18 protein-coding genes and 1 riboswitch are annotated in these 23,443 nt (G+C 44.1%); of the genes, 13 read left to right on the forward strand and 5 right to left on the reverse strand.

The features are described 5' to 3' along the window. Positions 1 to 82 precede the first annotated feature (82 nt). Positions 83 to 856, forward strand: a complete 774-nt coding sequence (locus tag AB5062_RS13320; RefSeq protein WP_005842565.1) for a prephenate dehydrogenase/arogenate dehydrogenase family protein — start codon at positions 83 to 85, stop codon at positions 854 to 856. Between the two features lie 62 nt (positions 857 to 918). Here AB5062_RS13320 and AB5062_RS13325 read toward each other — a convergent pair whose 3' ends face one another. Further along, complete coding sequence (locus AB5062_RS13325; RefSeq protein WP_005848831.1) at positions 919 to 1,092, reverse strand: hypothetical protein; 174 nt, start codon at positions 1,090 to 1,092, stop codon at positions 919 to 921. A 1-nt stretch (position 1,093) separates the two neighbouring features. Continuing rightward, positions 1,094 to 2,065 (reverse strand): alpha/beta hydrolase, encoded by a 972-nt coding sequence (locus tag AB5062_RS13330; RefSeq protein WP_118292494.1) that lies wholly within the window; start codon positions 2,063 to 2,065, stop codon positions 1,094 to 1,096. Between the two features lie 262 nt (positions 2,066 to 2,327). Further along, positions 2,328 to 2,555: riboswitch (cobalamin riboswitch) on the forward strand. A 65-nt stretch (positions 2,556 to 2,620) separates the two neighbouring features. Here AB5062_RS13330 and AB5062_RS13335 point away from each other — a divergent pair. The 7 genes from AB5062_RS13335 to AB5062_RS13365 all read left to right on the forward strand — a co-directional run bounded on the left by AB5062_RS13335 (position 2,621) and on the right by AB5062_RS13365 (position 10,062). Continuing rightward, positions 2,621 to 4,642 (forward strand): TonB-dependent siderophore receptor, encoded by a 2,022-nt coding sequence (locus AB5062_RS13335; protein ID WP_118292493.1) that lies wholly within the window; start codon positions 2,621 to 2,623, stop codon positions 4,640 to 4,642. Positions 4,643 to 4,675: 33 nt separating this feature from the next. After that, the gene (locus AB5062_RS13340) at positions 4,676 to 5,764 is read left to right on the forward strand and encodes a YncE family protein (RefSeq protein WP_016269971.1); all 1,089 of its coding nucleotides are present in this window, start codon (positions 4,676 to 4,678) and stop codon (positions 5,762 to 5,764) included. 164 nt (positions 5,765 to 5,928) lie between these two features. Continuing rightward, positions 5,929 to 6,168, forward strand: coding sequence for a helix-turn-helix domain-containing protein (locus AB5062_RS13345; RefSeq protein WP_032952567.1), 240 nt, complete (start codon positions 5,929 to 5,931; stop codon positions 6,166 to 6,168). Continuing rightward, a complete protein-coding gene (locus tag AB5062_RS13350) occupies positions 6,156 to 6,779 on the forward strand; it encodes an ATP-binding protein (protein ID WP_228680495.1) in 624 nt (207 codons plus the stop codon). The genes AB5062_RS13345 and AB5062_RS13350 overlap by 13 nt, the downstream gene beginning before the upstream one ends. Before the next feature lies 1 nt (position 6,780). Next, positions 6,781 to 7,908: an ABC transporter substrate-binding protein gene (locus tag AB5062_RS13355; protein WP_032952568.1), complete on the forward strand. Its 1,128-nt coding sequence runs from the start codon at positions 6,781 to 6,783 to the stop codon at positions 7,906 to 7,908. A 115-nt stretch (positions 7,909 to 8,023) separates the two neighbouring features. Beyond that, positions 8,024 to 9,055 (forward strand): iron ABC transporter permease, encoded by a 1,032-nt coding sequence (locus AB5062_RS13360; RefSeq protein WP_057098899.1) that lies wholly within the window; start codon positions 8,024 to 8,026, stop codon positions 9,053 to 9,055. Further along, entirely contained in the window at positions 9,055 to 10,062 is a 1,008-nt protein-coding gene (locus AB5062_RS13365) for an ABC transporter ATP-binding protein (protein ID WP_005842571.1), read from the forward strand. The genes AB5062_RS13360 and AB5062_RS13365 overlap by 1 nt, the downstream gene beginning before the upstream one ends. A 591-nt stretch (positions 10,063 to 10,653) precedes the next feature. On the opposite strand, the gene thrC is transcribed toward AB5062_RS13365, so the two are convergent. The 3 genes from thrC to thrA form a co-directional block, all read right to left on the reverse strand. Further along, positions 10,654 to 11,955 (reverse strand): threonine synthase, encoded by a 1,302-nt coding sequence (gene thrC, locus AB5062_RS13370; RefSeq protein ID WP_016269965.1) that lies wholly within the window; start codon positions 11,953 to 11,955, stop codon positions 10,654 to 10,656. A gap of 90 nt (positions 11,956 to 12,045) precedes the next feature. Next, complete coding sequence (locus AB5062_RS13375; RefSeq protein WP_005848847.1) at positions 12,046 to 13,257, reverse strand: cofactor-independent phosphoglycerate mutase; 1,212 nt, start codon at positions 13,255 to 13,257, stop codon at positions 12,046 to 12,048. 4 nt (positions 13,258 to 13,261) lie between these two features. Continuing rightward, positions 13,262 to 15,694, reverse strand: coding sequence for a bifunctional aspartate kinase/homoserine dehydrogenase I (gene thrA, locus AB5062_RS13380; RefSeq protein WP_005848849.1), 2,433 nt, complete (start codon positions 15,692 to 15,694; stop codon positions 13,262 to 13,264). A gap of 527 nt (positions 15,695 to 16,221) precedes the next feature. On the opposite strand from thrA, the gene radA reads away from it, so the two are divergent. The 5 genes from radA to AB5062_RS13405 all read left to right on the forward strand — a co-directional run bounded on the left by radA (position 16,222) and on the right by AB5062_RS13405 (position 23,272). Next, positions 16,222 to 17,589, forward strand: a complete 1,368-nt coding sequence (gene radA, locus AB5062_RS13385) for a DNA repair protein RadA (RefSeq protein ID WP_005842575.1) — start codon at positions 16,222 to 16,224, stop codon at positions 17,587 to 17,589. Positions 17,590 to 17,628: 39 nt separating this feature from the next. Beyond that, positions 17,629 to 18,279 (forward strand): DUF1847 domain-containing protein, encoded by a 651-nt coding sequence (locus tag AB5062_RS13390; protein ID WP_022508072.1) that lies wholly within the window; start codon positions 17,629 to 17,631, stop codon positions 18,277 to 18,279. A gap of 5 nt (positions 18,280 to 18,284) precedes the next feature. Then, the gene (locus tag AB5062_RS13395; protein ID WP_005848853.1) at positions 18,285 to 19,928 is read left to right on the forward strand and encodes an NAD(P)/FAD-dependent oxidoreductase; all 1,644 of its coding nucleotides are present in this window, start codon (positions 18,285 to 18,287) and stop codon (positions 19,926 to 19,928) included. A gap of 127 nt (positions 19,929 to 20,055) precedes the next feature. After that, positions 20,056 to 20,676, forward strand: coding sequence for a response regulator transcription factor (locus AB5062_RS13400; RefSeq protein WP_005848856.1), 621 nt, complete (start codon positions 20,056 to 20,058; stop codon positions 20,674 to 20,676). Between the two features lie 169 nt (positions 20,677 to 20,845). Further along, positions 20,846 to 23,272, forward strand: a complete 2,427-nt coding sequence (locus AB5062_RS13405) for a TonB-dependent receptor (RefSeq protein ID WP_008667984.1) — start codon at positions 20,846 to 20,848, stop codon at positions 23,270 to 23,272. Positions 23,273 to 23,443: the final 171 nt, after the last annotated feature.

Genomic DNA, 23,443 nt, shown 5'->3' on the forward strand with positions numbered 1-23,443 from the left:
TGGATCCCGCTCCTAAAATGGATGCGGGATTTTTTTGTAACACTATAAATTTAGGACATTAATAAATAAACATAGAAAGATTATGAGAATTCTAATTTTAGGAGCCGGTAAAATGGGCTCCTTCTTTACCGATGTATTGAGCTTCCAGCACGAAACCGCTGTATTTGATGTAGACCCGAAACGCCTTCGTTTCGTTTACAACACCTACCGATATACCACACTCGAAGAAATTGAAGAATTCAAGCCCGAACTGGTTATCAATGCGGCAACCGTGAAATATACGCTGGATGCTTTTCACCAAGTATTGCCCGCTCTCCCCAAGGATTGCATCATCAGCGATATTGCCTCGGTAAAGACCGGACTGAAAGAGTTTTATGACCAATGCGGATTCCGTTATGTATCTACCCACCCCATGTTCGGTCCCACATTTGCCAACCTTGACAAACTGAGCACCGAAAATGCCATCATCATCAGCGAAGGCGACCATCTGGGTAAAATCTTCTTCAAGGACTTATACCAAAACCTTGGTCTGAACATCTTTGAATATACCTTTGAAGAGCACGATGAGACAGTGGCCTATTCGCTGTCCATCCCTTTTGTTTCCACTTTCGTTTTTGCGGCAGTAATGAAGCATCAGGACGCTCCCGGTACTACTTTCAAACGCCACATGAAGATAGCCAAAGGAGTATTGAACGAAGACGACTACCTGTTGCAGGAAATTTTATTCAATCCCCGCACCCCTGCACAGGTAGAAGGTATCCGTACAGAATTAAATGAGCTGTTAGATATCATCAACAAGAAAGATGCTGCGGGGATGCGTGCCTATCTTAGCAAGATTCGAGAAAAGATTAAATAACGCATCAGTATAACATAGAAGAGGATGTCAAAGCTTCAACAAGACTTTTGGCATCCTCTTTTTTATTTTATCCATAAAGATGGCTTATCAACATACGACACAACAGCCACACCATCAGATGCTCTGCCGCATAACACCAACCAGACAGGATTGGGTGCCGGACCGAAATGAATCTCCCTCAACGGTGCATCACACGCAGGGCATTTCAACGGCAAACGTTTCTTTATTTCTCCCATATCATTTCAGTTTTTTCACAAATGTACTGACAGAAGCTATCAAAGTACTGTTCACCGGCAGAGAAGGATTCCCGTAAGTAAGCATCTGCTGCTGTACGGCCTTTGATTCACAATCTTTCAGCACATGGTTCATCTTATCAATCAAAAGCAGTTCGGCAGCCGGGCAACCCTTTTTCAGAAGTTCGGCATCCTCCACCGAAACCTGAATATCATTTTTACCCTGAACAATGAGGACCGGCACTTTGACGGAAGCAATCACCGTCCGGGGATTATACTTGAACCAGGAAATCAAATAAGGCTGGACAGAAGCCCGATACAATGATTGCAGATAAGCCGGCACGTCACTCACTTCCTTGCCGTTTTTCAAGGACCCGTTAATGGATGCCACCTCCTTCCGCACCGCTTCCGGATTCTGTTGAGCAGCCACTTGCGCCTCTATAATCTCGTAGGCAGGACGCCCCGCACCGGCAACCGAGATATAGCCTTTCACCTTCGGCCGGTTCTGACAGGCCAGCATTCCAATCAGTGCCCCTTCGCTATGTCCTGCCACCGTGATTGTCGTAAAACGTTTCTCTTTCGCCAAGTAATCAATCCAGCCCGTCACATCATTCACATAATCTTCAAAACGAAGTTTCGCTTCCTCCTTACCTGCCGACGCACTGGTTCCTATCCCCCGCTTGTCAAAGCGCAAGGAAGCGATGCCGTTTGCCGCCAAGCCTTCCGCCAGAAACTTCAACGAATTATTCCTCAAATTGCCAATGGCTGAATTACCATCCATATCCGTAGGTCCGGAGCCGGCTATAATAAGCACCACCGGACAGGTTTTCACCCCACCGGGCAAAAGCAGTTTTCCTTTGATTTGTCCTTCCTTGGTGTTCAGCACCACATTTTCTTCCAAAGGAAGCACTTGTGCCCGACAACAAATACCGCACAGGAAAAATAAACCGGCTAAAATAAAATTCAAGTGTTTCATCTATTACGTATTTTAAGATTATCCATTTAACAAATATAGTGATTGTATTGAATAAAGCAAATCAATATTTGAATGTTGTTAAGCATCAGTTTTATTTTATTCAATACTATTCTATTTTATCTTCAACATGGATAGAATCAAGTCGTTTTGTCACTAAAAAAAGAACCGTTATACACGCCTACTTTTGCTGGGAGAAAATAAATCTGTAACTAATTAAAAAAAGGATTTTTTATCATTTCCCTTTTCTTATTCATCCAAACAAACTATCTTTGCCATGTTTTGTTCCGCGTACCTCCGACTGATGCGAGGAAGCGGATGAAAAGGGAATCAGGTGCAAGTCCTGAACAGTCCCGCTGCTGTAAGCTCCATCTACCCCTATAAGGGGATAGGTTTACTTATCCACTCACGCCACTGCCTGTATATATAATAAGGTGGGAAGGCAAGTAAACAGGAGTAAGTCAGAAGACCTGCAAAACGTAAAGTCATCGACCGTCGCTTTCGAGGAAAGAGCAGCGGTAAGAATGCGGTATTTATTCATTAATATGTTTTTTTTAAATGAAAGGAAATAACCAGGCTTATAAGCTATGGCTTTGTCTGCTTTGCAGCTTTCTCCTATTGCCGCTTGAAATACAGGCACAGAAGAAAGGAGATTCCATCACCGGAAAAGTGCATAAAATAGATGAAGTTACGGTTACAGCAAGACGTCCGCCTGCCAAAATAACAACCGGCAGCCCTGTACAACTTATCAACAAGGAAGATATAAAGAACTTGGGGTTACAGAATATGGCAGATGCCGTAAGGCGTTTTGCCGGAACCAACGTCCGCGATTATGGAGGCATAGGCGGTCTGAAGACCGTTTCCGTCCGCAATTTAGGAGCTGCACACACAGCAGTCAGCTATGATGGAGTAGTCGTCAGCAACAGTCAGGCAGGACAAATCGATATCGGGCGTTTCTCCCTCGACAATGTATCCTCTCTTTCATTGGCAATCGGACAAGATGAGAATCTGCTGCAACCGGCCCGTCTGTATGCTTCGGCAGGAGTACTCAGCATTGAAACGGAGAAACCCGTCTTCGAAAATGGTAAATCCTCCCTGTCACAAATACAAATCCGGGGAGGAGCCTTCGGCTACATAGCCCCATCCATACGCAGATGGCAGAAGCTGGGAGAACACACCGGTCTGTCAGTCGATGCTTCCTTTATGCGTGCCGACGGTAATTATCCCTTCACATTGGAAAACGGAAAATACATCACTCAAGAGAAAAGAAACAATTCGGATATTCATACATGGCAGGGAGAGGCGAATCTGTTTCATACTTTCCATGACGAAAGTACACTGGATGTGAAAGCCTATTATTTTTATTCCGAACGCGGACTGCCCGGTGCTGTCATTCTATACAACCCGAAGGCAGAAGAACGTTTGTGGGACGAGAATTTCTTCACCCAAGCCCGTTATAAGAAAACCTTCTCCCCCAAATGGACTTTGCAGGCGCAAGCCAAGTTCAACCATTCTTGGAACAAATACGAAGATACAGACGTGAAGTATGAAAACGGAAAGCAGACCGACATCAACCGTCAGGACGAATATTATCTGTCCGCCGCCGTGCTTTATCAGCCCGTCAAAGGTCTGGAATTATCGCTCGCGCAGGATGGATTCATCAATACCCTTCACACCAATATCAACGACAGCCCCAACCCGGTGAGATATTCCTCGCTCACAGCCCTCAATGCACGTTACCAATGGGGACGTATCAAGCTATCGTGCACATTGGTGGGGACTTTCATTACGGAAGAAGTAAAAGCAGGGAATACTCCCGACGACCGGAAACGCCTGTCGCCCACCCTGTCCGTTTCCATTCAGCCATGGAAAGAAGAACAATTATACGTCCGCGCAATGTATAAGAATACGTTCCGCGTACCTACCTTCAATGACCTTTATTATCTACGCATAGGAAATACCTCCTTACGCCCGGAAAAGGCACGCGAATACAATATAGGTGTCACTTGGAACGGCAAGCCGTTTCCGTTCACCGATTTCCTTTCTGTCACTCTTGACGGATATTATAATGAAGTAACCGATAAAATAGTTGCCTTTCCCAGTACTTATGTATGGAAAATGCAGAATTACGGCACGGTACATATCACCGGCCTTGATGCGACAATGGCTACTTCCATACCGGTCTGCCCTAACATAAACGTAGGATTAAGCGGCAACTATTCCTGGCAAAAAGCCATAGATATGACAAATCCCGATGCCAAGAATTATAAAGACCAGCTGCCCTATACGCCTCAGCATAGCGGCAATGCTTCGACCACCATCGAAACTCCTTGGATTAATGTGGGTTACAGCCTGACAGGGGTCAGCGAACGCTACTATATGGCACAGAATATACCGGTGAATAAGATAGACGGTTATGTAGAACATACAGCCACTTTATGGCGGGAATTTACAATGAAAGGCTGTCACCTCCGCCTTCAGGCAGAAGTTATCAACCTCACTGACAAGCAATATGATGTTATCAAATATTACCCCATGCCCGGACGTTCCTGGCGCATAACGGGAGTATTAAGATTTTAAACAATATAAATGTCTAACTTTTAAAGATTAATTATGAAACTAAGAAGCTTATTTTTTGGAACACTGTGTATGTTAATGCTGGGTGTTTCATTCACCTCATGTAGTGATGATGACGATGACAGCAAAAAAAACGATGAAGGTTCGAAGGTGGAATTGCCTGAAAACCGTGTCTACATTTTGAATATGGGATCTTATCAAAAAAACAATGCCGGCATCACCTTCTATGCTCCGAACAAATCCCTAGATGTCATTGATGACATTTTCTTCAAGCAAAACAATGCCAAATTGGGCGATGCAGGACAAGATATGATAAGCTACAATAACCATATCTACGTGGCTGTGTATGGTTCAAAATACATCACCAAACTGAATGAGGCTTGTGTAGAATTGAAACGCTATGAATTTACAGATGAACAAGGACAGCCACGTTGCATGGTTGCCGAGAATGGAAAAATCTATGTAACCCTGACTAGCGGCAATGTAGCGCGTTTGGATGCCAATACATTAGCCTTCGAAAAGATGGTTGCTGTCGGTAAAAATCCGGAAGGCATTATCGAAGAAGATGGAAAACTGTATTTGGTAAATTCAGGATTCGGCTACGATAACCGTTTGTCTATTATTGATATCAACACATTTGATAAAGCAGAAAACATTGAAATATTCCAAAATCCGGAAAAGATTCTGGAAGCAGGAGACAAACTGTTTATTCAAGGTTACGGCAGCAATGACTATAACAACTATCCTTATCCTGTAGTTCTCTTCGACCCGACAACCAAGACGTATAAAGAAATAGGCAAAGGCGTCTATATGGCAGAACATGACGATATAGTATATGTCATCTATTCCGAAACGAACTATGCAGACAACACTTCCACACACACATTATACTCTTACAATGCCAAGACCAACGAGAAAGTAGAAAAAGCATTCGTGCAAATGCCCGAAAAGCTAAAGACAAGCATCATTACCATGTTGAGCATTAATCCTGAAAATGGAGATTTCTACATTGGCGCAGGAGATTATACCACCAACGGAGACATCTACCGTTTCAAGAAAGATGGTACTTTCATTGAAAAGTTCGAATGTGGCATAGATCCTAAAGCAGCCGTATTTATTGACTAACCAATGAAACAATTTTCTCTCTTTATTCACCTGATGCTTTCAGTCTTGCTTTTTTCCGCCTGCGGCGGAAGGAGCAAGACTTTGCAATTTCCCTTATAACCATAAAGCTTTCCTCACTTTTTTACCGTACATTTGTATACGTAGTCAAATACAGACCTAGAAAAATGGACAGCAAAGAATTACAACTCATTATAAAATGTGGAGAAACCAGTACGGTACAGTTCAAAGAACGCTTTCCCAACCAAGACAGTATTGCCGCCGAAATGGTAGCTATGTCCAATGCACGGGGGGGGGGAATGATACTCTTCGGCATAAAAGACAAGACGGGAGAAATCATCGGCCTGTCTTATCAGGAATCACCGGCACACTGCCCGAATTATTTGAAAAGGGAATGTCTTTTCTGAAAGCAAACCTCCATAATATACAGGCAGGACAAGGATTTAATTCTATCGGGAAACTGGAAATATCAGAAGTGGCATTAGAAGAAATCTTGCAAAATGCCTTGGTACATCGCGATTATACGCGCAATGCACCGATAAGATTACTCATTTTTGATAACCGTGTAGAGATTATCAGCCCGGGATGCCTTCCCGATGGGCTGACTGTGGAAAGTATCAAACTGGGAAGCGCCGTAGTACGCAATCCTTTCATTGCCAATTTCTGTGCTAAAACGATGCCTTATCGTGGTCTGGGCTCAGGGATTATACGTGCACTTCAAGAAGAACCGAATATAAAATTCATCAATGAGCCGGTAGGAATGCAGTTTATTTCAGTAATAAACAGAATCGCTGATGAGGGAGTAAATGAAGGTGAGGGAATAAATGAGGGAATAAACGAACTTGAAAGCCTTATCCTCACCTTCTTGAAAAAGAAACCCGGTGCAAAAGGATATGAAATTGCAGAATATATCCAAAAAGGAGCTGCTACGACAGAGCGTTATTTAAAATCACTGAAAGATAAAGAATTAATAGAATACAAAGGTTCCCGTAAAACCGGCGGATATTATAAAAAATAACATGAAACAAGTAATCCTATTCATCTTCTTGCTTGCCCTTCTTTCCTCCTGCGGCGGAAAAAGCAAGACTGCTTCTGTAATAGAAGCAGAAGAAACAATCTCTTTGCGTTATGCAGAGAACCTCAGCCTGTCTGCAACCGAAGACTATACCATTGCCCGCCTGCGCAATCCTTGGGATACGACCCGGATACTGCATACCTACGTCTTGGTTGACAAAGAAAAGTCCCTGCCTGCCGACTTGCCCGAAGGGACACTTGTCCGCACGCCATTGAGCAAGGCTGTTGTTTACTCATCCGTACATTGCGGATTGCTCAACCAGATTGGTGCTTTGAAAAGTATTGGAGGAGTCTGCGATTTGAAGTATATCAAACTGCAAGAAGTGCAGGATGGCTGCCGCACAGGAAGCATCGCCGATGTAGGGAATGGAATGAACCCGGATATAGAAAAGATAATCGACCTGCACCCCGATGCCATTATGCTCTCCCCTTTCGAGAACAGTGGCGGATACGGACGGGTGGAGAAACTCAACATCCCCATTATAGAATGTGCAGACTACATGGAAACTTCGGCATTGGGACGTGCCGAATGGATGCGTTTCTACGGCCTTCTGTTCGGTGAGGCACAAAAAGCGGACAGCTTGTTTGCCGAGGTGGAAAAAAACTATAATGAGCTGAAAGCATTGGTTGCTCCCCTTTCATACGCACCGAGCGTTATCAGCGAACTGAAGAATGGTTCGGCTTGGTATGTTCCGGGAGGTAAAAGCACCTCTGCACGCATCTATGCGGATGCCGGGGCCAATTATGTGTTTGCTGATGACGAGCATAGCGGTTCTGTTCCCCTAGCCTTCGAAACCGTGTTTGACAAAGGTCAGAATGCAGATTTCTGGCTCATCAAATATAATCAGGCCATTGACAAGACTTATAAGGAATTGGAGCAGGACTATGCTCCATACACCGGTTTTCGTGCATTCAAGGAACGCAACATTTACGGATGCAACACAGGGAAGGTAGACTTTTACGAAGATTCCCCTTTCCATCCCGACCGATTACTGAAAGATTTGATAAAAATATTCCATCCTACGCTTTTAGAAGGGTATGAATTAAAATATTTCACTAAATTAGCGGAGTAAATCACCGTAGGGTTATGTCAAAACGTGGATAATGCTGCCCCTACAGCTGACGATGGGATAGGCCGGGTTAGTTTTGACACACTCCCTACAGTGGGCGTAACCCTAAACAGTATCAATGAATAACAAAGGAACAAAATACGGTATCATACTGCTCCTCCTCATCCTTGCATTGACAGGAGCCAACCTGTTGTTCGGCTCGGTAAACATCCCTGCCGAGGCGGTGTGGCATATCCTTACAGGCAATGAAGTAGAAAAGGCGAGTTGGAGTTTCATAGTCTGGGAATCCCGCCTGCCGCAAGCCATTACCGCCCTCCTTTGCGGAATGGCACTCGCAGCATCGGGACTGATGTTGCAAACCACATTCAATAATCCTTTGGCCGACCCTTCCATACTGGGAATCAGTTCGGGAGCCAGTTTGGGAGTCGCCTTGGTCATGCTGGCAGGCGCAGGTACGATTACTGCCGGAGTATTCACTTTATCCGGATTCCTGTCCGTCATTATCGGAGCATTCATAGGCTCCATGCTGGTGATGGGAATCATCCTGTTCTTCTCCACTTTGATAAAAAACAGCATCATGCTGCTCATTATAGGTATCATGATAGGGTATATCACTTCATCTGCCATCTCCCTGCTCAACTTTTTCTCCACGGCAGAAGGGGTGCATTCCTACATGATTTGGGGAATGGGAAACTTCGGAGGAGTATCTTTGCAGCAGCTTCCCTTTTTCTCCTTGGTCACAATGGCGGGACTGCTGATTACCATACTGCTGATAAAGCCTCTGAATGCCCTGCTGCTGGGAACACGCTATGCCGAAAACCTGGGAATCAACATCCGCCGTACACGTAACCTGCTGCTTGTCGCCACCGGATTACTGACAGCGACGACCACCGCTTTCTGCGGCCCGATTTCCTTTATCGGACTGGCCGTGCCGCACATTGCCCGCCTCATGCTGGGAACCTCCAACCATAATTCCCTGCTACCTGTCACCATGCTGACGGGAGGAGCCATTGCCCTGCTCTGCAACTTCATCTGCATTCTGCCGGGCGAAGCAGGCATCATTCCGCTGAATGCCGTCACTCCGGTCATTGGTGCGCCCATTATTATTTATGTCATTGTGAACCAACGTAAAATCCAGTACTTCAACTGATGGAAAAGCAAGCTGTCATCACCGCCACAGACCTGTGCATAGGTTATCGTACCCACAAAGGAGAAAAGAAAGTGCACGAACACCTTTCTTTCGGACTCTATCCGGGAGAACTGACCAGTCTGCTTGGAGCAAACGGGGCCGGAAAGTCGACTTTGCTCCGCACCCTGTCCGCTTCGCAACCTTCACTGGCAGGAGATTTGCAATTGCTGGGCAAGCCTTTGCAGCAGTATTCGGAAAAGGAACGTTCGCGCACCATCGGTGTAGTCCTGACAGACAAGACACAAGCCGGAGGGCTGACCGTGTATGAACTGGTAGCTTTGGGACGCCAGCCGCATACAGGCTTCTTCGGACGGCTCCATCCCAAAGACCATCTCATTATCAAAGAGGCATTGGATGCCGTAGGCATTGCCCACAAAGCCGAAAGCTACACCGCCGAACTTTCGGACGGAGAACGGCAAAAGGTAATGATAGCCAAAGCATTGGTTCAGGAATGTCCGCTTATCATCTTGGATGAGCCGACCGCTTTTCTGGACGTGGTGAGCCGCATAGAAATCATGACTTTGCTGCATCAGTTGGCGGTGGAGCAAAACAAGGCCATCCTGCTATCCACCCATGACATAGAACAAGCCCTGGTACTGTCGGACAAACTTTGGCTGCTGTCCAAAGAAACAGGACTGCAATGCGGAGTGACGGAAGATATGATTCTGAACCATCGGATGGACACGCTGTTCTCACACAGTAATATCCGGTTCGATTATGATCATGGCATCTACTATCCAACCGTGAATGGAAAGCAGGAAATAACGGTGGAAGCGACAGACGAAACCTTATTGCACTGGACTATCAACGCACTGAACCGTCACGGATATACTTGTCTGCAAACCCAAAACGCTCCTGCCGGTCTGCCCCATCTACAAGTCATCGCTCCCGATACCTTGTACCTCACCTGGGGCGGGAAACAACGGACATTCACTTCGTTCGGGAAGTTGCTGGAAGAAATAAAATAAAGACACGCATCAACCATTCCGGATTACGCGCAGTATCTCTCTGTAAATCAACAATATAATGTGAAAAAACATTCTAAATTCCCCTGAAACGGTTTTCCATTCTCCGCTATCAAATTCGGCTTGACGTATATCGGTTGTTCTAATTCCTGTGCCATAGTTGCGGTTACTTCCTTGCAGGAGAGCGTCATAAGGCTTATTTTTGCCCATCTGCATTTGTTGCTTCACCCAAGTGAAGAGGCGATTTCACTTAGATGAACAGCCGTTTTCGCCTAAGTGAAACAGTTGCTTCACCCAAGTGAAATATCAAATGAAACGGAGTGAAAATGAAACGGAGTGAAAGATACGGTAGGAACAAACTTTGTTACATACGTAACAGGATTCGATAGCCGGAAGCATACCGATTGAAGGAGGTTTGAGATTCTTTTACACAGAAAGTAACTAGTAATGAGCACGTTGCTGTGACGGAACTTTTTTGTTCTTTATGTAAACAAGCCCAAAGTAACTATTCAATCCGCCCCTACGGTGAACCATTGGATAGTTACTTTGGACTTTTGCCCCCCTCTTTTCGTATCAGATATCTATTTCTAAAAGCTATTCTTTCATCAAATAGCCTTTGAAACTTTCAAAGTCTTTTTCCATCGGAACACTTTGTTTGGTTCCTTTCATAAACGCTTGCAGTTTGGCGGGAATCTCCACTTTGTCTCCAATGATACCTTCCACAGTTTCCAGGAATTTAGCCGGATGTGCCGTTTCCAGGAAAATACCCGTTTCGCTGGGGGACAATCCTTCGGATAAAGCACGATAACCGCAGGCTCCATGCGGGTCGAGCAAGTAACCGGTTTCCCGATATACCTCACCCACCGTTTCACGAATCTGTTCATCCGTATAAGTCGCACCAGAGATATCCGCTGTTATGGCAGCATGACTGTTACCGTACAATGCCAGTACACGGGCAAAATTACTTGGATCTCCCACATCCATTGCATTGGCAATAGTAGCTATGGAAGGGCGAGGATTGTATTTTCCGGTCTGTAAGTATTGGTAGAAAATATCATTCCGGTTATTGGCTGCAATAAAACGCTTGACAGGCAAGCCCATGCGTTTACCAAATAGTCCGGCGGTGATATTACCAAAGTTTCCGCTAGGTACGCACACTACCAGATGATCCGCTTTTCCTTCTTTCTTTAACTGCGCGTAGGCATAGAAGTAATAAAATGCCTGTGGCAGGAAACGAGCCACATTGATGGAGTTGGCAGAAGTCAACTTCATGTGCGCATTCAAATCAGCATCCATAAACGCATTCTTAACCAATGCCTGACAGTCATCAAAAGTACCGTCCACTTCTAACGCTGTGATATTCCGCCCCAGAGTAGTGAACTGCTTTTCCTGAATTTCACTGACTTTTCCTTTCGGATAAAGCACATACACATGAATACCTTCCACTCCGAGGAAGCCATTGGCTACAGCACTACCGGTATCCCCCGAAGTCGCAACCAGTACATTCACCTGCTTTTGCCCTTCTTTTTTAATGAAGTAGCCCAACAAACGGGCCATGAAACGTCCACCTACATCTTTAAATGCCAATGTAGGACCATGAAACAGTTCCAAAGAGTAAATATTATCCTTTACCTTTACGGCAGGAACATCAAAACTCAATGTATCATAAACGATCTGCTTCAGTGTTTCAGCAGGAACATCCTCACCGAAGAAAGCATCGGCCACGCGATAAGCAATTTCCTGAAACGACAGATTCTCAATCTGATCATAAAACTCTTGCGGCAATGGCTTGATGGCCTTGGGCATATACAAACCTTTGTCAGAAGCCAGCCCCTTCACTACAGCTTCTTCCAGAGAAGCATCGGAAGCCTGGTGATTCGTACTGTAATATTTCATAGTAAACAATTTTTCAATGCGTCAATGTGCTAATGTGCCAAGGGCTTTGCATGGAGGGTTGCCATTGGGGCAAATTAGCAAACTGCCACATTATTTTTTCATAAATTCATTCATAAACTCATCTTCTTTCAATATTCCATAACTGCCTTCCACACATGCCACTTCATCAAAGGTCTGCACACAGTCCGGTTCTATACCGGGATAATAGATAAGGAAAGGCACAGGTTCGGCCGTATGGGTACGGAGTTCGCAAGGCGTAGGATGATCCGGAAGCACGGCGATAGCCACAGGCTCATCCCAATCCTTCACTGCTTCATAAACAGGTCCTACAACACGTTTGTCCAGATTTTCAATAGTAAACTGCTTCAACTTAAAATCTCCTTCGTGACCGGCCTCATCACTGGCCTCAATATGCAGATACACAAAGTCGTCCGTCTTCAATGCTTCCAATGCCGCAGCCACCTTATTCTCATAATTCGTATTATATAAACCGGTAGCCCCCTCTACAGCAATACGGCGTAATCCTGCATAATGTCCTATGCCATTGATTAAGTCCACCGCTGAAATAACAGCCCCTTTCTTTATGGCCGGATACTTCCCGGAGAGAGGTTCCATCTGCGGGCGATACCCCGGACTCCAAGGCCAGATACTATTAGCAGGATCTTTGCCTTCGGCTATACGTTTTTGATTAACCGGATGATCTGCCAACAATTCCTGGGAAGCCAGGATAAGATTATTTATCAATCCGGCTGTTTCCTGCGCCTCCGGTACTTCCGCCTTCACCATGAGCGGACGGAAAGGCTGCAAAGGCACATCATGGGGCGGGGTGCAGTCCAATTGTTTATTTCCCCCTTTTATCACCAACAAATGGCGATATTGTACACCGGTATAGAAATGAATCCGGTCAGAACCCAATTTTTCTTCCAAATATCTAACCAGCACATCAGCTTCTTCGGTAGTGATATGTCCGGCGGAGTGATTTTTTATCTTCTCATCTTCGATGCAGATAATGTTACAACGCATAGCCATATCGCCCGGTTGCAACTCCACCCCGATGCTTGCTGCTTCCAACGGTCCACGGCCTTCGTACACCTTCGGTAAATTATAGCCCATAACAGACATATTCGCCACTTCACTACCCGGATGAAATCCGGGAGCAACTGTAACCAACCTCCCGGTACGTCCCATAGCGGCCAACTTATCCATATAAGGTGTACTGGAGTATTGCAGCAATGTTTTGTTTCCCAGTGATTCGGCAGGCCAGTCGGCCATACCGTCGCCTAAAATAATAATATGTTTCATAAGCCTAAATATTAGCGATGCTCATGATATCGGCAAATACTCCGGCGGCAGTCACACTGGCACCGGCCCCATATCCTTGTATCATCATCGGATACTCTTTATATCGCTCGGTTGTAAGCAGAATAATGTTGTTGCTGCCTTCCAGACCATAGAATGGATGTTTGCTGTCCACTTCCTGCAAAGACACACTGCCTTTCCCATCTTCCAGTTTGGCTACAAAACGCCAGCGTTTGTTTTCATCCTCCAGCTTTTGACGGCGTGATTCAAAATCCGCATCCAGGGAAGGTACTTTCTTCCAGAACTCCTCCAACGGGCCTTCAAAAAAATCATTTGGTACAAAAAGATGTTTTTCCACATCTTCCTGTTCCAATTTATATCCGGCTTCACGAGCCAGAATAACCAGTTTACGAATCACATCCTTGCCACTCAGGTCAATACGCGGATCGGGTTCCGAGTAGCGCTCTTCCTGTGCCATTTTGATGGTCTTGCTGAAAGGAATGTCCGCGCTGATTTTGTTAAAGATGTAATTCAGCGTACCGCTCAATACCGCCTCTATTTTCAAGATCTTGTCTCCGCTGTTTATCAAGTCATTGATCGTGTTGATAATGGGTAGCCCTGCACCTACATTGGTTTCAAACAAGAATTTCACACCGCGACGGCGGGCTATTTGTTTCAGTTCGCTATAAACGGAGTATTCGGAAGAAGCGGCAATTTTGTTGGCCGCTACCACCGAAATATTATTCATCAGAAAATCTTTATATAAGGATGCAACTTCTGCACTGGCTGTACAATCCACAAACACAGAGTTGAATATATTCATACCTATAATCTCGTCATGCAACACCTGGGTGGACGAAGGCATTCCTTTCTCTGCCAACTCTTCCTTATAATGTGACAAGTCTACGCCTGCACGGGTAAACAACGCATGATGTCCATCGGCTATACCTACCACTTTCAGCTTCAAACCGCGTTCCTGCATCAACTTTTGTTGCTGACAACGGATTTGCTCTATCAAACTGCCTCCTACCGTACCTGTACCGCAGATAAAAAGGTTCAGCACCTGATATTCGGACAGGAAGAACGAATCATGAATCACATTCAATGATTTGCGCAGTGACTTGGATTCTACCACGAAAGAGATATTGGTTTCCGAAGCACCTTGCGCACAAGCAATCACACTAATGCCGTTACGGCCTAAAGTCCCGAACAGCTTACCGGCGATGCCCGGTGTATGTTTCATGTTCTCACCGACAATGGCAATGGTAGCCAAATTCATTTCGGCAACAACCGGACTGATTTCCCCCATTTCTATTTCTTTGGAGAATTCCTCATTCAGCACTTCACAAGCCAGCGCCGCATCTTGATTACGCACACCGATAGAAGTACTGTTCTCGGAAGATGCCTGCGATACCATAAACACGCTGATGCCGTTTTGTGCCAATGCTTTAAAAATCCGGAAATTCACTCCGATCACTCCCACCATTCCCAGACCGGTAACCGTAATCAAACTCGTATCATTGATGGATGAGATACCTTTAATGGCTTTAGAACCGGAATTCACTTCCTGCTTTATGATAGTTCCCTCGCCTTGAGGATTGAATGTATTCTTAATCAGAATAGGAATATTCTTATGGCATACCGGATAAATAGTCGGCGGATAAACCACTTTCGCTCCAAAGTTACAAAGCTCCATCGCTTCCACATAGCTCAACTCATTAATGGTATAGGCCGTACTGATTACACGCGGGTCTGCCGTCATGAAACCATCCACATCCGTCCATATTTCCAAGCTATCCGCATTCAGTGCCGCAGCTATGACAGAAGCGGTATAATCTGAACCGCCACGTCCCAAATTGGTCACTTCACCACTGTTCTTATCAGTAGAGATAAATCCGGGAACCAATGCCACTTCCGGTAATTTCTGGAAAGTTTCTTTAACCAAGCGAGTGGTCAGTTCGGAATCCAGAATATGTTTGGCATGTTTTTTTTCAGTCTTAATGAAGTTGCGGGAGTCATACCATACAGCCCCCTTTATCAACGAAGCTACAATAATAGACGACAAGCGCTCACCATAACTTACAATAGTAGCCGACGTTTTAGACGACAAGTCCTTTATCAGATAAATTCCCTGAAAAATATCCTTCAGTTCACTCAACAATTCATTGACCTTATCCAATAAAACAGTACGCTCATTACCTGCCGGAATTACGGTATATACCATTTCAATGTGACGATTCACAATTTCACGGTATTCTTTCTCGTATGCGGAATCCCCATTGGCAGCCATCTGCGAAGTATTGATTAACTTGTCAGTTATACCGCCCAATGCCGACACAACTACAATTACGGGCTCTTCAACTGCCTCTACTATCTGTTTGACGCTTAAAATGCTGTTCACGGAACCTACGGATGTCCCGCCGAATTTCATAACTTTCATGCAATTATCTATTTTTATTCCAGCTTCTTTTGCCATTCTGTCCTCCGAGCCATTTCAAGTCCGGTAAAGAATCTACTTTCGTTTCACCCAGCATGACAACGAAAAGAAACTGTATCTGTTTACACTAAAAAAATAAAATTAAAAGCTTGTTTTGCTTACGTCCGTAAGCGTGTATCACGTAGAAACACATATACTATCCTTAACCCCGAGGGGTCATTGTTGTGGATGTGGACATTGTAGTTGTCATGTGCCCCATCCCTAATGTGGTGGTTGTATGGAGATAGTATATCGTCATTTTATTATTGTTCTTCTTCTGTTTTTTATTTGAACGATGCAAATATAAAAACAATTTCCTACAATCTATCACAATTTCCCATTTTTTTGCGATAAAATATAAGAATGCTTTTTATTAAAGCAGAAATAAGACAAAACTTTTTTATCCTGCCCATGTTGATATGCAGAACTATTTCCTTACCTTTGTACAAATTCAGCCTCAAGTTGCGCTGTTTTAATTATCCCGTAAGAATATGGCAAAGGAAAAGACTGTATATGTATGCACCAACTGTGGGCAGGATTCACCCAAATGGGTAGGGAAATGTCCGTCTTGCGGTGCATGGAACACATACGTAGAAGAAATTATACGCAAGGAACCTGCAAACAAAAGACCGGTATCCGGCCTGGAATCCGTAAAAAGCAAGCCTGTCACACTGAATGACATTACCGGAGGGGACGAACCTCGAATTGATATGCACGACGAAGAACTGAACCGGGTATTGGGAGGCGGTTTAGTACCGGGATCACTCGTTCTACTGGGTGGTGAACCGGGGATAGGCAAATCCACTTTGGTGCTGCAAACCGTACTTCATCTGCCTGACAAAAAAGTATTGTATATATCGGGAGAAGAGAGTGCCCGGCAATTAAAACTGCGTGCAGACCGTATCCCGCATAATTCTTCCGACTGCCTGATAGTCTGTGAAACTTCGTTGGAGCAGATTTACGTCCATATCAAGAATACACGACCCGATTTAGTGATCATCGACTCTATTCAAACCATCTCAACCGAAACGATAGACTCTTCTCCCGGCAGTTTGGTACAGGTACGTGAATGTTCCGCTTCTATTTTAAAATTTGCCAAAGAAACAAATACGCCGGTCATTCTGATCGGCCATATCAATAAAGAAGGAAGCATTGCCGGCCCCAAGGTACTGGAACATATTGTAGACACCGTATTGCAATTTGAAGGTGACCAACATTATATGTACCGCATTCTCCGCAGCATCAAGAACCGTTTCGGAAGCACCGCCGAACTGGGCATTTATGAAATGCGCCAAAACGGTTTGCGCCAAGTGAGCAACCCGTCCGAACTGTTGCTTAGCCAAGACCATGACGGGATGAGCGGGGTTGCTATCGCCTCTGCCATAGAAGGAGTCCGCCCTTTCTTGATTGAAACACAGGCTTTAGTCAGTTCGGCAGTATATGGGAATCCGCAACGTTCTGCCACCGGATTTGATTTACGACGTATGAACATGCTTCTGGCAGTACTTGAAAAACGGGTAGGATTCAAACTGGCACAAAAAGATGTCTTTTTGAATATCGCAGGTGGATTGAAAGTGAATGATCCGGCCATCGACCTGTCTGTCATCAGTGCCATTCTATCCAGCAATATGGATACGGAAATAGAACGTGACACCTGCATGGCGGGTGAAGTAGGACTGAGTGGTGAGATCCGACCTGTAAACCGTATTGAGCAACGCATCGGAGAAGCAGAGAAGTTAGGTTTCAAACAAATTCTTATACCGAAACATAATTTGCAAGGAATGGATACATCAAAATTAAAGATAGAAATCATTCCGGTAAGAAAGGTAGAAGAAGCGTTCCGGGCTTTGTTTGGATGAGATAAATAAGAGAAAACTTAATTTGAATAATGATATAAAATGACAAAAGAACAATCATACCCCCCGACCTGTATAGACTGCGGCACACAGAACTGCAAGTTCAAAGAGCGCACTTACCCTGAATTTTGTCTGACTACCCATTTGGAACAAGAAGATTTGGAATGGGCGTTGAAACAATATAACGACAATAACAAGATAATGGCAACCAGTGCCGAAGTGGAATATGAAGGTTACTGCCGATTAACCCGTGTGGAAGAAATCATGACCTTCGCACGCAAGATGGGATATAAAAAACTAGGAATTGCCTATTGTATCGGACTGGTGAATGAAGCCCGTATTTTTGCCCGCATCCTCCGTGCTAACGGCTTTGAGGTATATTCAGTAATCTGCAAAGTAGCCGGAATAGCCAAATCCTCTATCGGAATCCCCAAAGAATGTGAAAAAATCGGTGCGGCAATGTGTAACCCTATCCTACAAGCACGCCTTCTCAACCAAGCACATACAGAGTTGAACGTGGTTATCGGACTATGTGTGGGACATGACAGTTTATTCTACAAGTACTCTAATGCCTATACTACAACTTTAGTGACCAAAGACCGTGTGACAGGACACAACCCTGCCGCCGCACTATATACCGCCAATTCTTATTACCGTAAAAAATTAATGCCGGAAGGCGAACAATCCAAATAAGAACCATGATACAGGAATTTCAAATAAGAGTCTTGCCTGAACAAGCAGCCAACGAACAGTCACTGAAACAGTTCATCGGACATGACAAGGGATTGGATATACGTACCATCCATGCCCTTCGCATCTTAAAAAGGAGCATAGACGCACGTCAACGCACCATCTATGTAAATTTGAAAGTACGCCTATATATTAATGAAATGCCACAAGATGAGGAGTTCACCCGTACTATATATAATAAGGTAGATGGAAAACCACAAGTCATTGTCGTGGGAGCAGGACCGGGCGGACTTTTTGCTGCTTTGCGATTAATAGAGTTAGGACTCCGGCCTGTCGTAGTGGAACGAGGTAAGAATGTACGCGATAGAAAAATAGATATCGCCCGTATCAGCCGTGAGCACAAAGTTGCCCCTGAAAGCAACTACAGTTTCGGAGAAGGAGGAGCAGGAGCCTACTCAGACGGCAAACTCTATACCCGAAGCAAAAAGCGAGGGAATGTGAACAAAATTCTGAATGTATTCTGCCAACATGGCGCCAGTACCTCCATCCTGGCAGATGCCCATCCCCACATCGGTACAGACAAGTTGCCGCGTGTGATTGAAAATATGCGGAATACCATCATAGAATGTGGTGGTGAAGTGCATTTCGAAACACGAATGGATTCCCTTATTATAGAAAAAAACAAAATCACAGGTATAGAAACAAATACCGGAAAGACTTTCAAAGGACCTGTTATTCTGGCTACCGGACATTCCGCACGGGATGTGTATCGGTGGTTGTATGACAATGGTATAGAGATGGAAACCAAAGGAATTGCAGTAGGAGTACGTTTGGAACACCCGTCCATGCTGATTGACCAAATACAATATCATAATAAAAACGGACGTGGAAAGTATCTGCCTGCCGCTGAATATAGCTTTGTGACACAAGTAGAAGGACGTGGTGTCTATAGTTTTTGTATGTGTCCGGGAGGATTTGTTGTTCCTGCCGCAAGCGGTCCGCATCAGATTGTAGTAAACGGCATGAGTCCCAGCAACCGCGGCTCCAAATGGAGCAACTCCGGCATGGTGGTAGAAATCAGGCCGGAAGATCTGGCGGAAAATAATCTTTTTACAGAAGAATTAAAAACGAAAAGTGAAGAATTAAAAGCCACTAATAAAAATCATGGTCAATGGACTACCGACCATTGTCCATTAACCATGATGTATTTCCAAGAAGCATTGGAGGCCTCCTGCTGGCAGCAAGGCAATATGCGCCAAACCGCACCTTCACAACGAATGGTGGACTTCACCCGCAAAAAACTAAGCTATGATTTACCCGACAGTTCGTATAGTCCGGGATTAGTTTCCTCTCCCCTGCATTTTTGGATGCCTGCATTCATTACCGACCGTTTGAGCAAAGGTTTCCAACAATTCGGAAAGAGCAGCCATGGCTTCCTGACCAATGAAGCAGTGATGATTGGTGTAGAAACACGCACGTCGGCTCCGGTACGGATCCTGCGAGATAATGAGACACTGCAACATGTCACTGTCAATGGGTTATTTCCTTGTGGAGAAGGAGCAGGTTACGCCGGAGGAATTGTTTCAGCAGGTATCGATGGAGAAAAATGTGCTGAAGCAGCAGCCACTTATTTAGGAGTAAGGACAGATTAAACCTATCCGAAAATGATTTACAGCACATATGCGGGCGCATTCAAATGCGCCCCTACAAATAAATGATTGGTGATGTTGCCTAAAAGAAGATTTCTTTGTCTTTATGAATCTGTTTTTTATAAAAGATATGTATCTTTGCACCAAAGAAAACATCATGCATCATCCCGAAATAGCCATAGTAGACCCAAATACCCTCACTTGCCTGGGGTTAAAAAACATTTTGGAAGATATCATTCCAATGGCTACTATCCGTGTATTCCATTCCTTTGGTGAGCTGACGGATGACACACCGGACATGTATGCCCATTATTTTATCTCTGCCCAAATCTATTTTGAACATACTTCCTTCTTTTTACTTCGTAAACCAAAAACAATTGTATTAGCAGGAGGTGACAACCAACCTCAATTATCCGGTGTTCCCAAGCTGAATATCTACCAAGATGAAGGTTCTTTGATAAAAGACATCCATCAATTGCGCCAATATGGACATCAGGCAAGAAAACAAGCAGCAGATAAAGCAATGCACATAGAAAAAACGGAACATGAATTGTCTGTCCGGGAAATAGAAGTATTGATACTTATCACCAAAGGACTTATCAACAAAGAGATAGCCGACAAACTTAATATCAGCCTGACCACCGTTATCTCCCACCGCAAGAACATTACTGAAAAACTGGGCATCAAGTCTGTTTCCGGTCTTACCGTTTATGCTGTGATGAATGGCTACATTGAAGCAGACAGAATATAAAATCCTCATTTATTAGGATTGCACACATATCAGGTTTACCGTTACTTTGCAGCCGGAATCATTCTCCATCATGGATTATACAGAGTGGAATATATAAATTTTCCGCCTGGTAGAAACTTGTAGCAACTCTGGTTATCCGTGATGTATCAAATAAAACCAAACAATAAATATGAGAAAAAACATTTTATTCATTACATCCTGCCTGCTGGCTGCAACAACTTTTGCTGAAGATATCAACACGCTGCCTAAGGACACTACAAAAGTCATTGATATAGAAGAGGTGGTAGTTATCGCTTCACCTAAAGAAACCGGAAAATTAAGGGAACTTCCTACAGCCGTATCTTTACTCTCCCAAAAAGATATGCAAGCAAACCAAATCACCACTTTAAAGAACGTGAGTTCACTGGTACCCAATTTCTTTATGCCCGACTATGGTTCAAGACTCACCTCAGCCATTTACATCCGGGGAATCGGATCGCGTATCAATACTCCTGCGGTAGGTTTGTATGTGGACAATATCCCTTACATTGACAAATCTGCATTTGATTTCAATTTTTATGATATAGAACGTATTGATATTCTTCGCGGTCCACAAGGAACCTTGTACGGACGCAATACCATGGGGGGACTAATCAAGGTACATACCCGCTCTCCATTCTCCTATCAGGGAACAGACGTAAAACTGAGTTATGGAACAAAAAGTAACTACCGCAGTGCTTCATTAACCCACTACCACCGTTGGAGTGACTGTTTCGCTTTCTCCGCCGGTGGTTATTATGAGGGATCAGACGGATTCTTCCGCAATTCGCTCAATGGGAAAAAAGTAGATAATATGGAAGCGGGAGGCGGACGAATACATGCTATCTGGCTGCCTTCAGAAAACTTAAAACTAGACTTCACCATAGGCTATGATTATAATGACGAAGGGGGATACCCTTATTACTATACAGGAGCTATAGACGGATACGACAAAGAGAATGAAAAATATAAAAACTACATAGGGAAGATTTCATACGATCAGGATTGTACTTATCGCCGTGGACTGTTCAATACCGGTTTGAATATTGAATACCAGGCGCAAAAGTTTATCTTAAGCGCTGTTACAGGATTCCAGAATTTAAACGACCGTATGTTTATGGACCAGGATTTCCTGCCTGTCAGCATTTATACCATTGAGCAGAAGCAGCGTCTGAATACCATCAGTGAAGAAATTACTTTTAAAAGCAAAAACAACAAGCGCTGGCAATGGGTTACAGGGGTTAGTGGTTTTTATCAATGGCTACATACCACCGGTCCGGTAAACTTCATGGAGGACGGAGTGACCGATATGATCGAAGGAAACATCAACAATACTTTCAAGAAAATTCATTTAGACGATCCCCGCCGTACCCCTGAAATGAGTCTGGACGTTTTGAACAACCGTATCCGCGTAAGTGGAAGTTTTGACACACCGGTATTCAGCACCGCACTGTACCACCAATCTACATTCAACGACCTGTTTGTGAAAGGCCTTTCAGTAACAGCAGGTTTGCGCTTGGAATATGAAAAAATGTCTATGAATTATTTCTCGGATAGTAATATTGATTTCGATTTCTTTCTTAAAATGGCAATGCCTCCCCTTAATATTCCATTCAGGAATTTGAATGCCGCACCGCTATTGGAAGGAAAAGAAAAAAACGACTATGTACAGCTACTTCCCAAGCTAGCTTTTAAATACGATTTCAGCCCTGCAAACAATATGTATGTAAGCATAACCAGAGGATATCGTTCCGGAGGTTATAACGTACAGATGTTTTCAGAACTGATACAAAATGACATGCAACAAAAAATGATTGAAGCCATACTAGACAAGGCACCAGAATCTATGGCAGGTATGATAGAAGGAATGATCAAGCAACACATGCCCAACTACGGAAAAGAATTGAACGTACAAGAAACAACTGTCTACAAGCCCGAGTACAGCTGGAATTACGAAGTGGGATCACATCTCAGTTTGTTCAACGGCAAACTGAAGACCGACCTTGCCGCATTCTACATGGATACCCACGACCAACAAATCGCCAAATTTGTCAATAGTGGCTTGGGACGAATGATGGTCAATGCCGGTAGTAGCGAAAGTTATGGAATAGAGGCCAGCTTTCTGGCATCCATCAACAAAAACCTGAATATGAATGTAAGTTATGGATATACTCATTCCACATTCAAAAAATATGACGGAGGTACTACATCATCAGAAGAGCAAATTGATTATAGCGGCAATTATGTACCATTTGTTCCCCGCCATACCATGAATGCAGGCGCAAATTATAGTTTCTTTTTCGATAAAAGCAATTGGATGCAAAGCCTGACTTTAGGCATGAGCTATACCGGAGCAGGAAAAATTTATTGGACTGAAAAAAACAATGTCTCACAAAGTTTTTACGGAACACTGAACGGGCGCATTTCTTTGCAGACAAAAGCTTTACAGATAGATGTATGGGGACGTAATTTAACCAACAAGGATTATACAACCTTCTATTTTGAAACCATGCATAGAGGATTCGAACAAAAAAGCAGGCCTTTACAACTGGGAGTGGATATACGTTATCACTTCTAACCATTCTTGCAAAAACAGAAAGGGGGGTTCATCACGAACTCCCTTTCTGTTTCCACATTTACCAAATCAAGTTTATTTTTTATTCTGTCACACCAAGAAAAGCAAGAACTTTATTATTGCTGTAAATGATACCCATAGCTTCTAGAACAAACCTATTTGTTTTAGTGTATG

This window comes from Phocaeicola sp. RTP21359st1_B8_RTP21360_211022, assembly GCF_040911965.1.
In the GTDB taxonomy this organism is placed as follows: Bacteria; Bacteroidota; Bacteroidia; order Bacteroidales; family Bacteroidaceae; genus Phocaeicola; species Phocaeicola vulgatus.

Excerpts from the sequence above, each read along its gene's own strand:
- AB5062_RS13320 (WP_005842565.1), top strand. The coding sequence starts at position 83 with ATGAGAATTCTAATTTTAGGAGCCGGTAAAATGGGCTCCTTCTTTACC.
- AB5062_RS13325 (WP_005848831.1), bottom strand. The coding sequence starts at position 1,092 with ATGGGAGAAATAAAGAAACGTTTGCCGTTGAAATGCCCTGCGTGTGAT.
- AB5062_RS13330 (WP_118292494.1), bottom strand. The coding sequence starts at position 2,065 with ATGAAACACTTGAATTTTATTTTAGCCGGTTTATTTTTCCTGTGCGGT.
- AB5062_RS13335 (WP_118292493.1), top strand. The coding sequence starts at position 2,621 with ATGAAAGGAAATAACCAGGCTTATAAGCTATGGCTTTGTCTGCTTTGC.
- AB5062_RS13340 (WP_016269971.1), top strand. The coding sequence starts at position 4,676 with ATGAAACTAAGAAGCTTATTTTTTGGAACACTGTGTATGTTAATGCTG.
- AB5062_RS13345 (WP_032952567.1), top strand. The coding sequence starts at position 5,929 with ATGGACAGCAAAGAATTACAACTCATTATAAAATGTGGAGAAACCAGT.
- AB5062_RS13350 (WP_228680495.1), top strand. The coding sequence starts at position 6,156 with ATGTCTTTTCTGAAAGCAAACCTCCATAATATACAGGCAGGACAAGGA.
- AB5062_RS13355 (WP_032952568.1), top strand. The coding sequence starts at position 6,781 with ATGAAACAAGTAATCCTATTCATCTTCTTGCTTGCCCTTCTTTCCTCC.
- AB5062_RS13360 (WP_057098899.1), top strand. The coding sequence starts at position 8,024 with ATGAATAACAAAGGAACAAAATACGGTATCATACTGCTCCTCCTCATC.
- AB5062_RS13365 (WP_005842571.1), top strand. The coding sequence starts at position 9,055 with ATGGAAAAGCAAGCTGTCATCACCGCCACAGACCTGTGCATAGGTTAT.
- thrC (WP_016269965.1), bottom strand. The coding sequence starts at position 11,955 with ATGAAATATTACAGTACGAATCACCAGGCTTCCGATGCTTCTCTGGAA.
- AB5062_RS13375 (WP_005848847.1), bottom strand. The coding sequence starts at position 13,257 with ATGAAACATATTATTATTTTAGGCGACGGTATGGCCGACTGGCCTGCC.
- thrA (WP_005848849.1), bottom strand. The coding sequence starts at position 15,694 with ATGAAAGTTATGAAATTCGGCGGGACATCCGTAGGTTCCGTGAACAGC.
- radA (WP_005842575.1), top strand. The coding sequence starts at position 16,222 with ATGGCAAAGGAAAAGACTGTATATGTATGCACCAACTGTGGGCAGGAT.
- AB5062_RS13390 (WP_022508072.1), top strand. The coding sequence starts at position 17,629 with ATGACAAAAGAACAATCATACCCCCCGACCTGTATAGACTGCGGCACA.
- AB5062_RS13395 (WP_005848853.1), top strand. The coding sequence starts at position 18,285 with ATGATACAGGAATTTCAAATAAGAGTCTTGCCTGAACAAGCAGCCAAC.
- AB5062_RS13400 (WP_005848856.1), top strand. The coding sequence starts at position 20,056 with ATGTATCTTTGCACCAAAGAAAACATCATGCATCATCCCGAAATAGCC.
- AB5062_RS13405 (WP_008667984.1), top strand. The coding sequence starts at position 20,846 with ATGAGAAAAAACATTTTATTCATTACATCCTGCCTGCTGGCTGCAACA.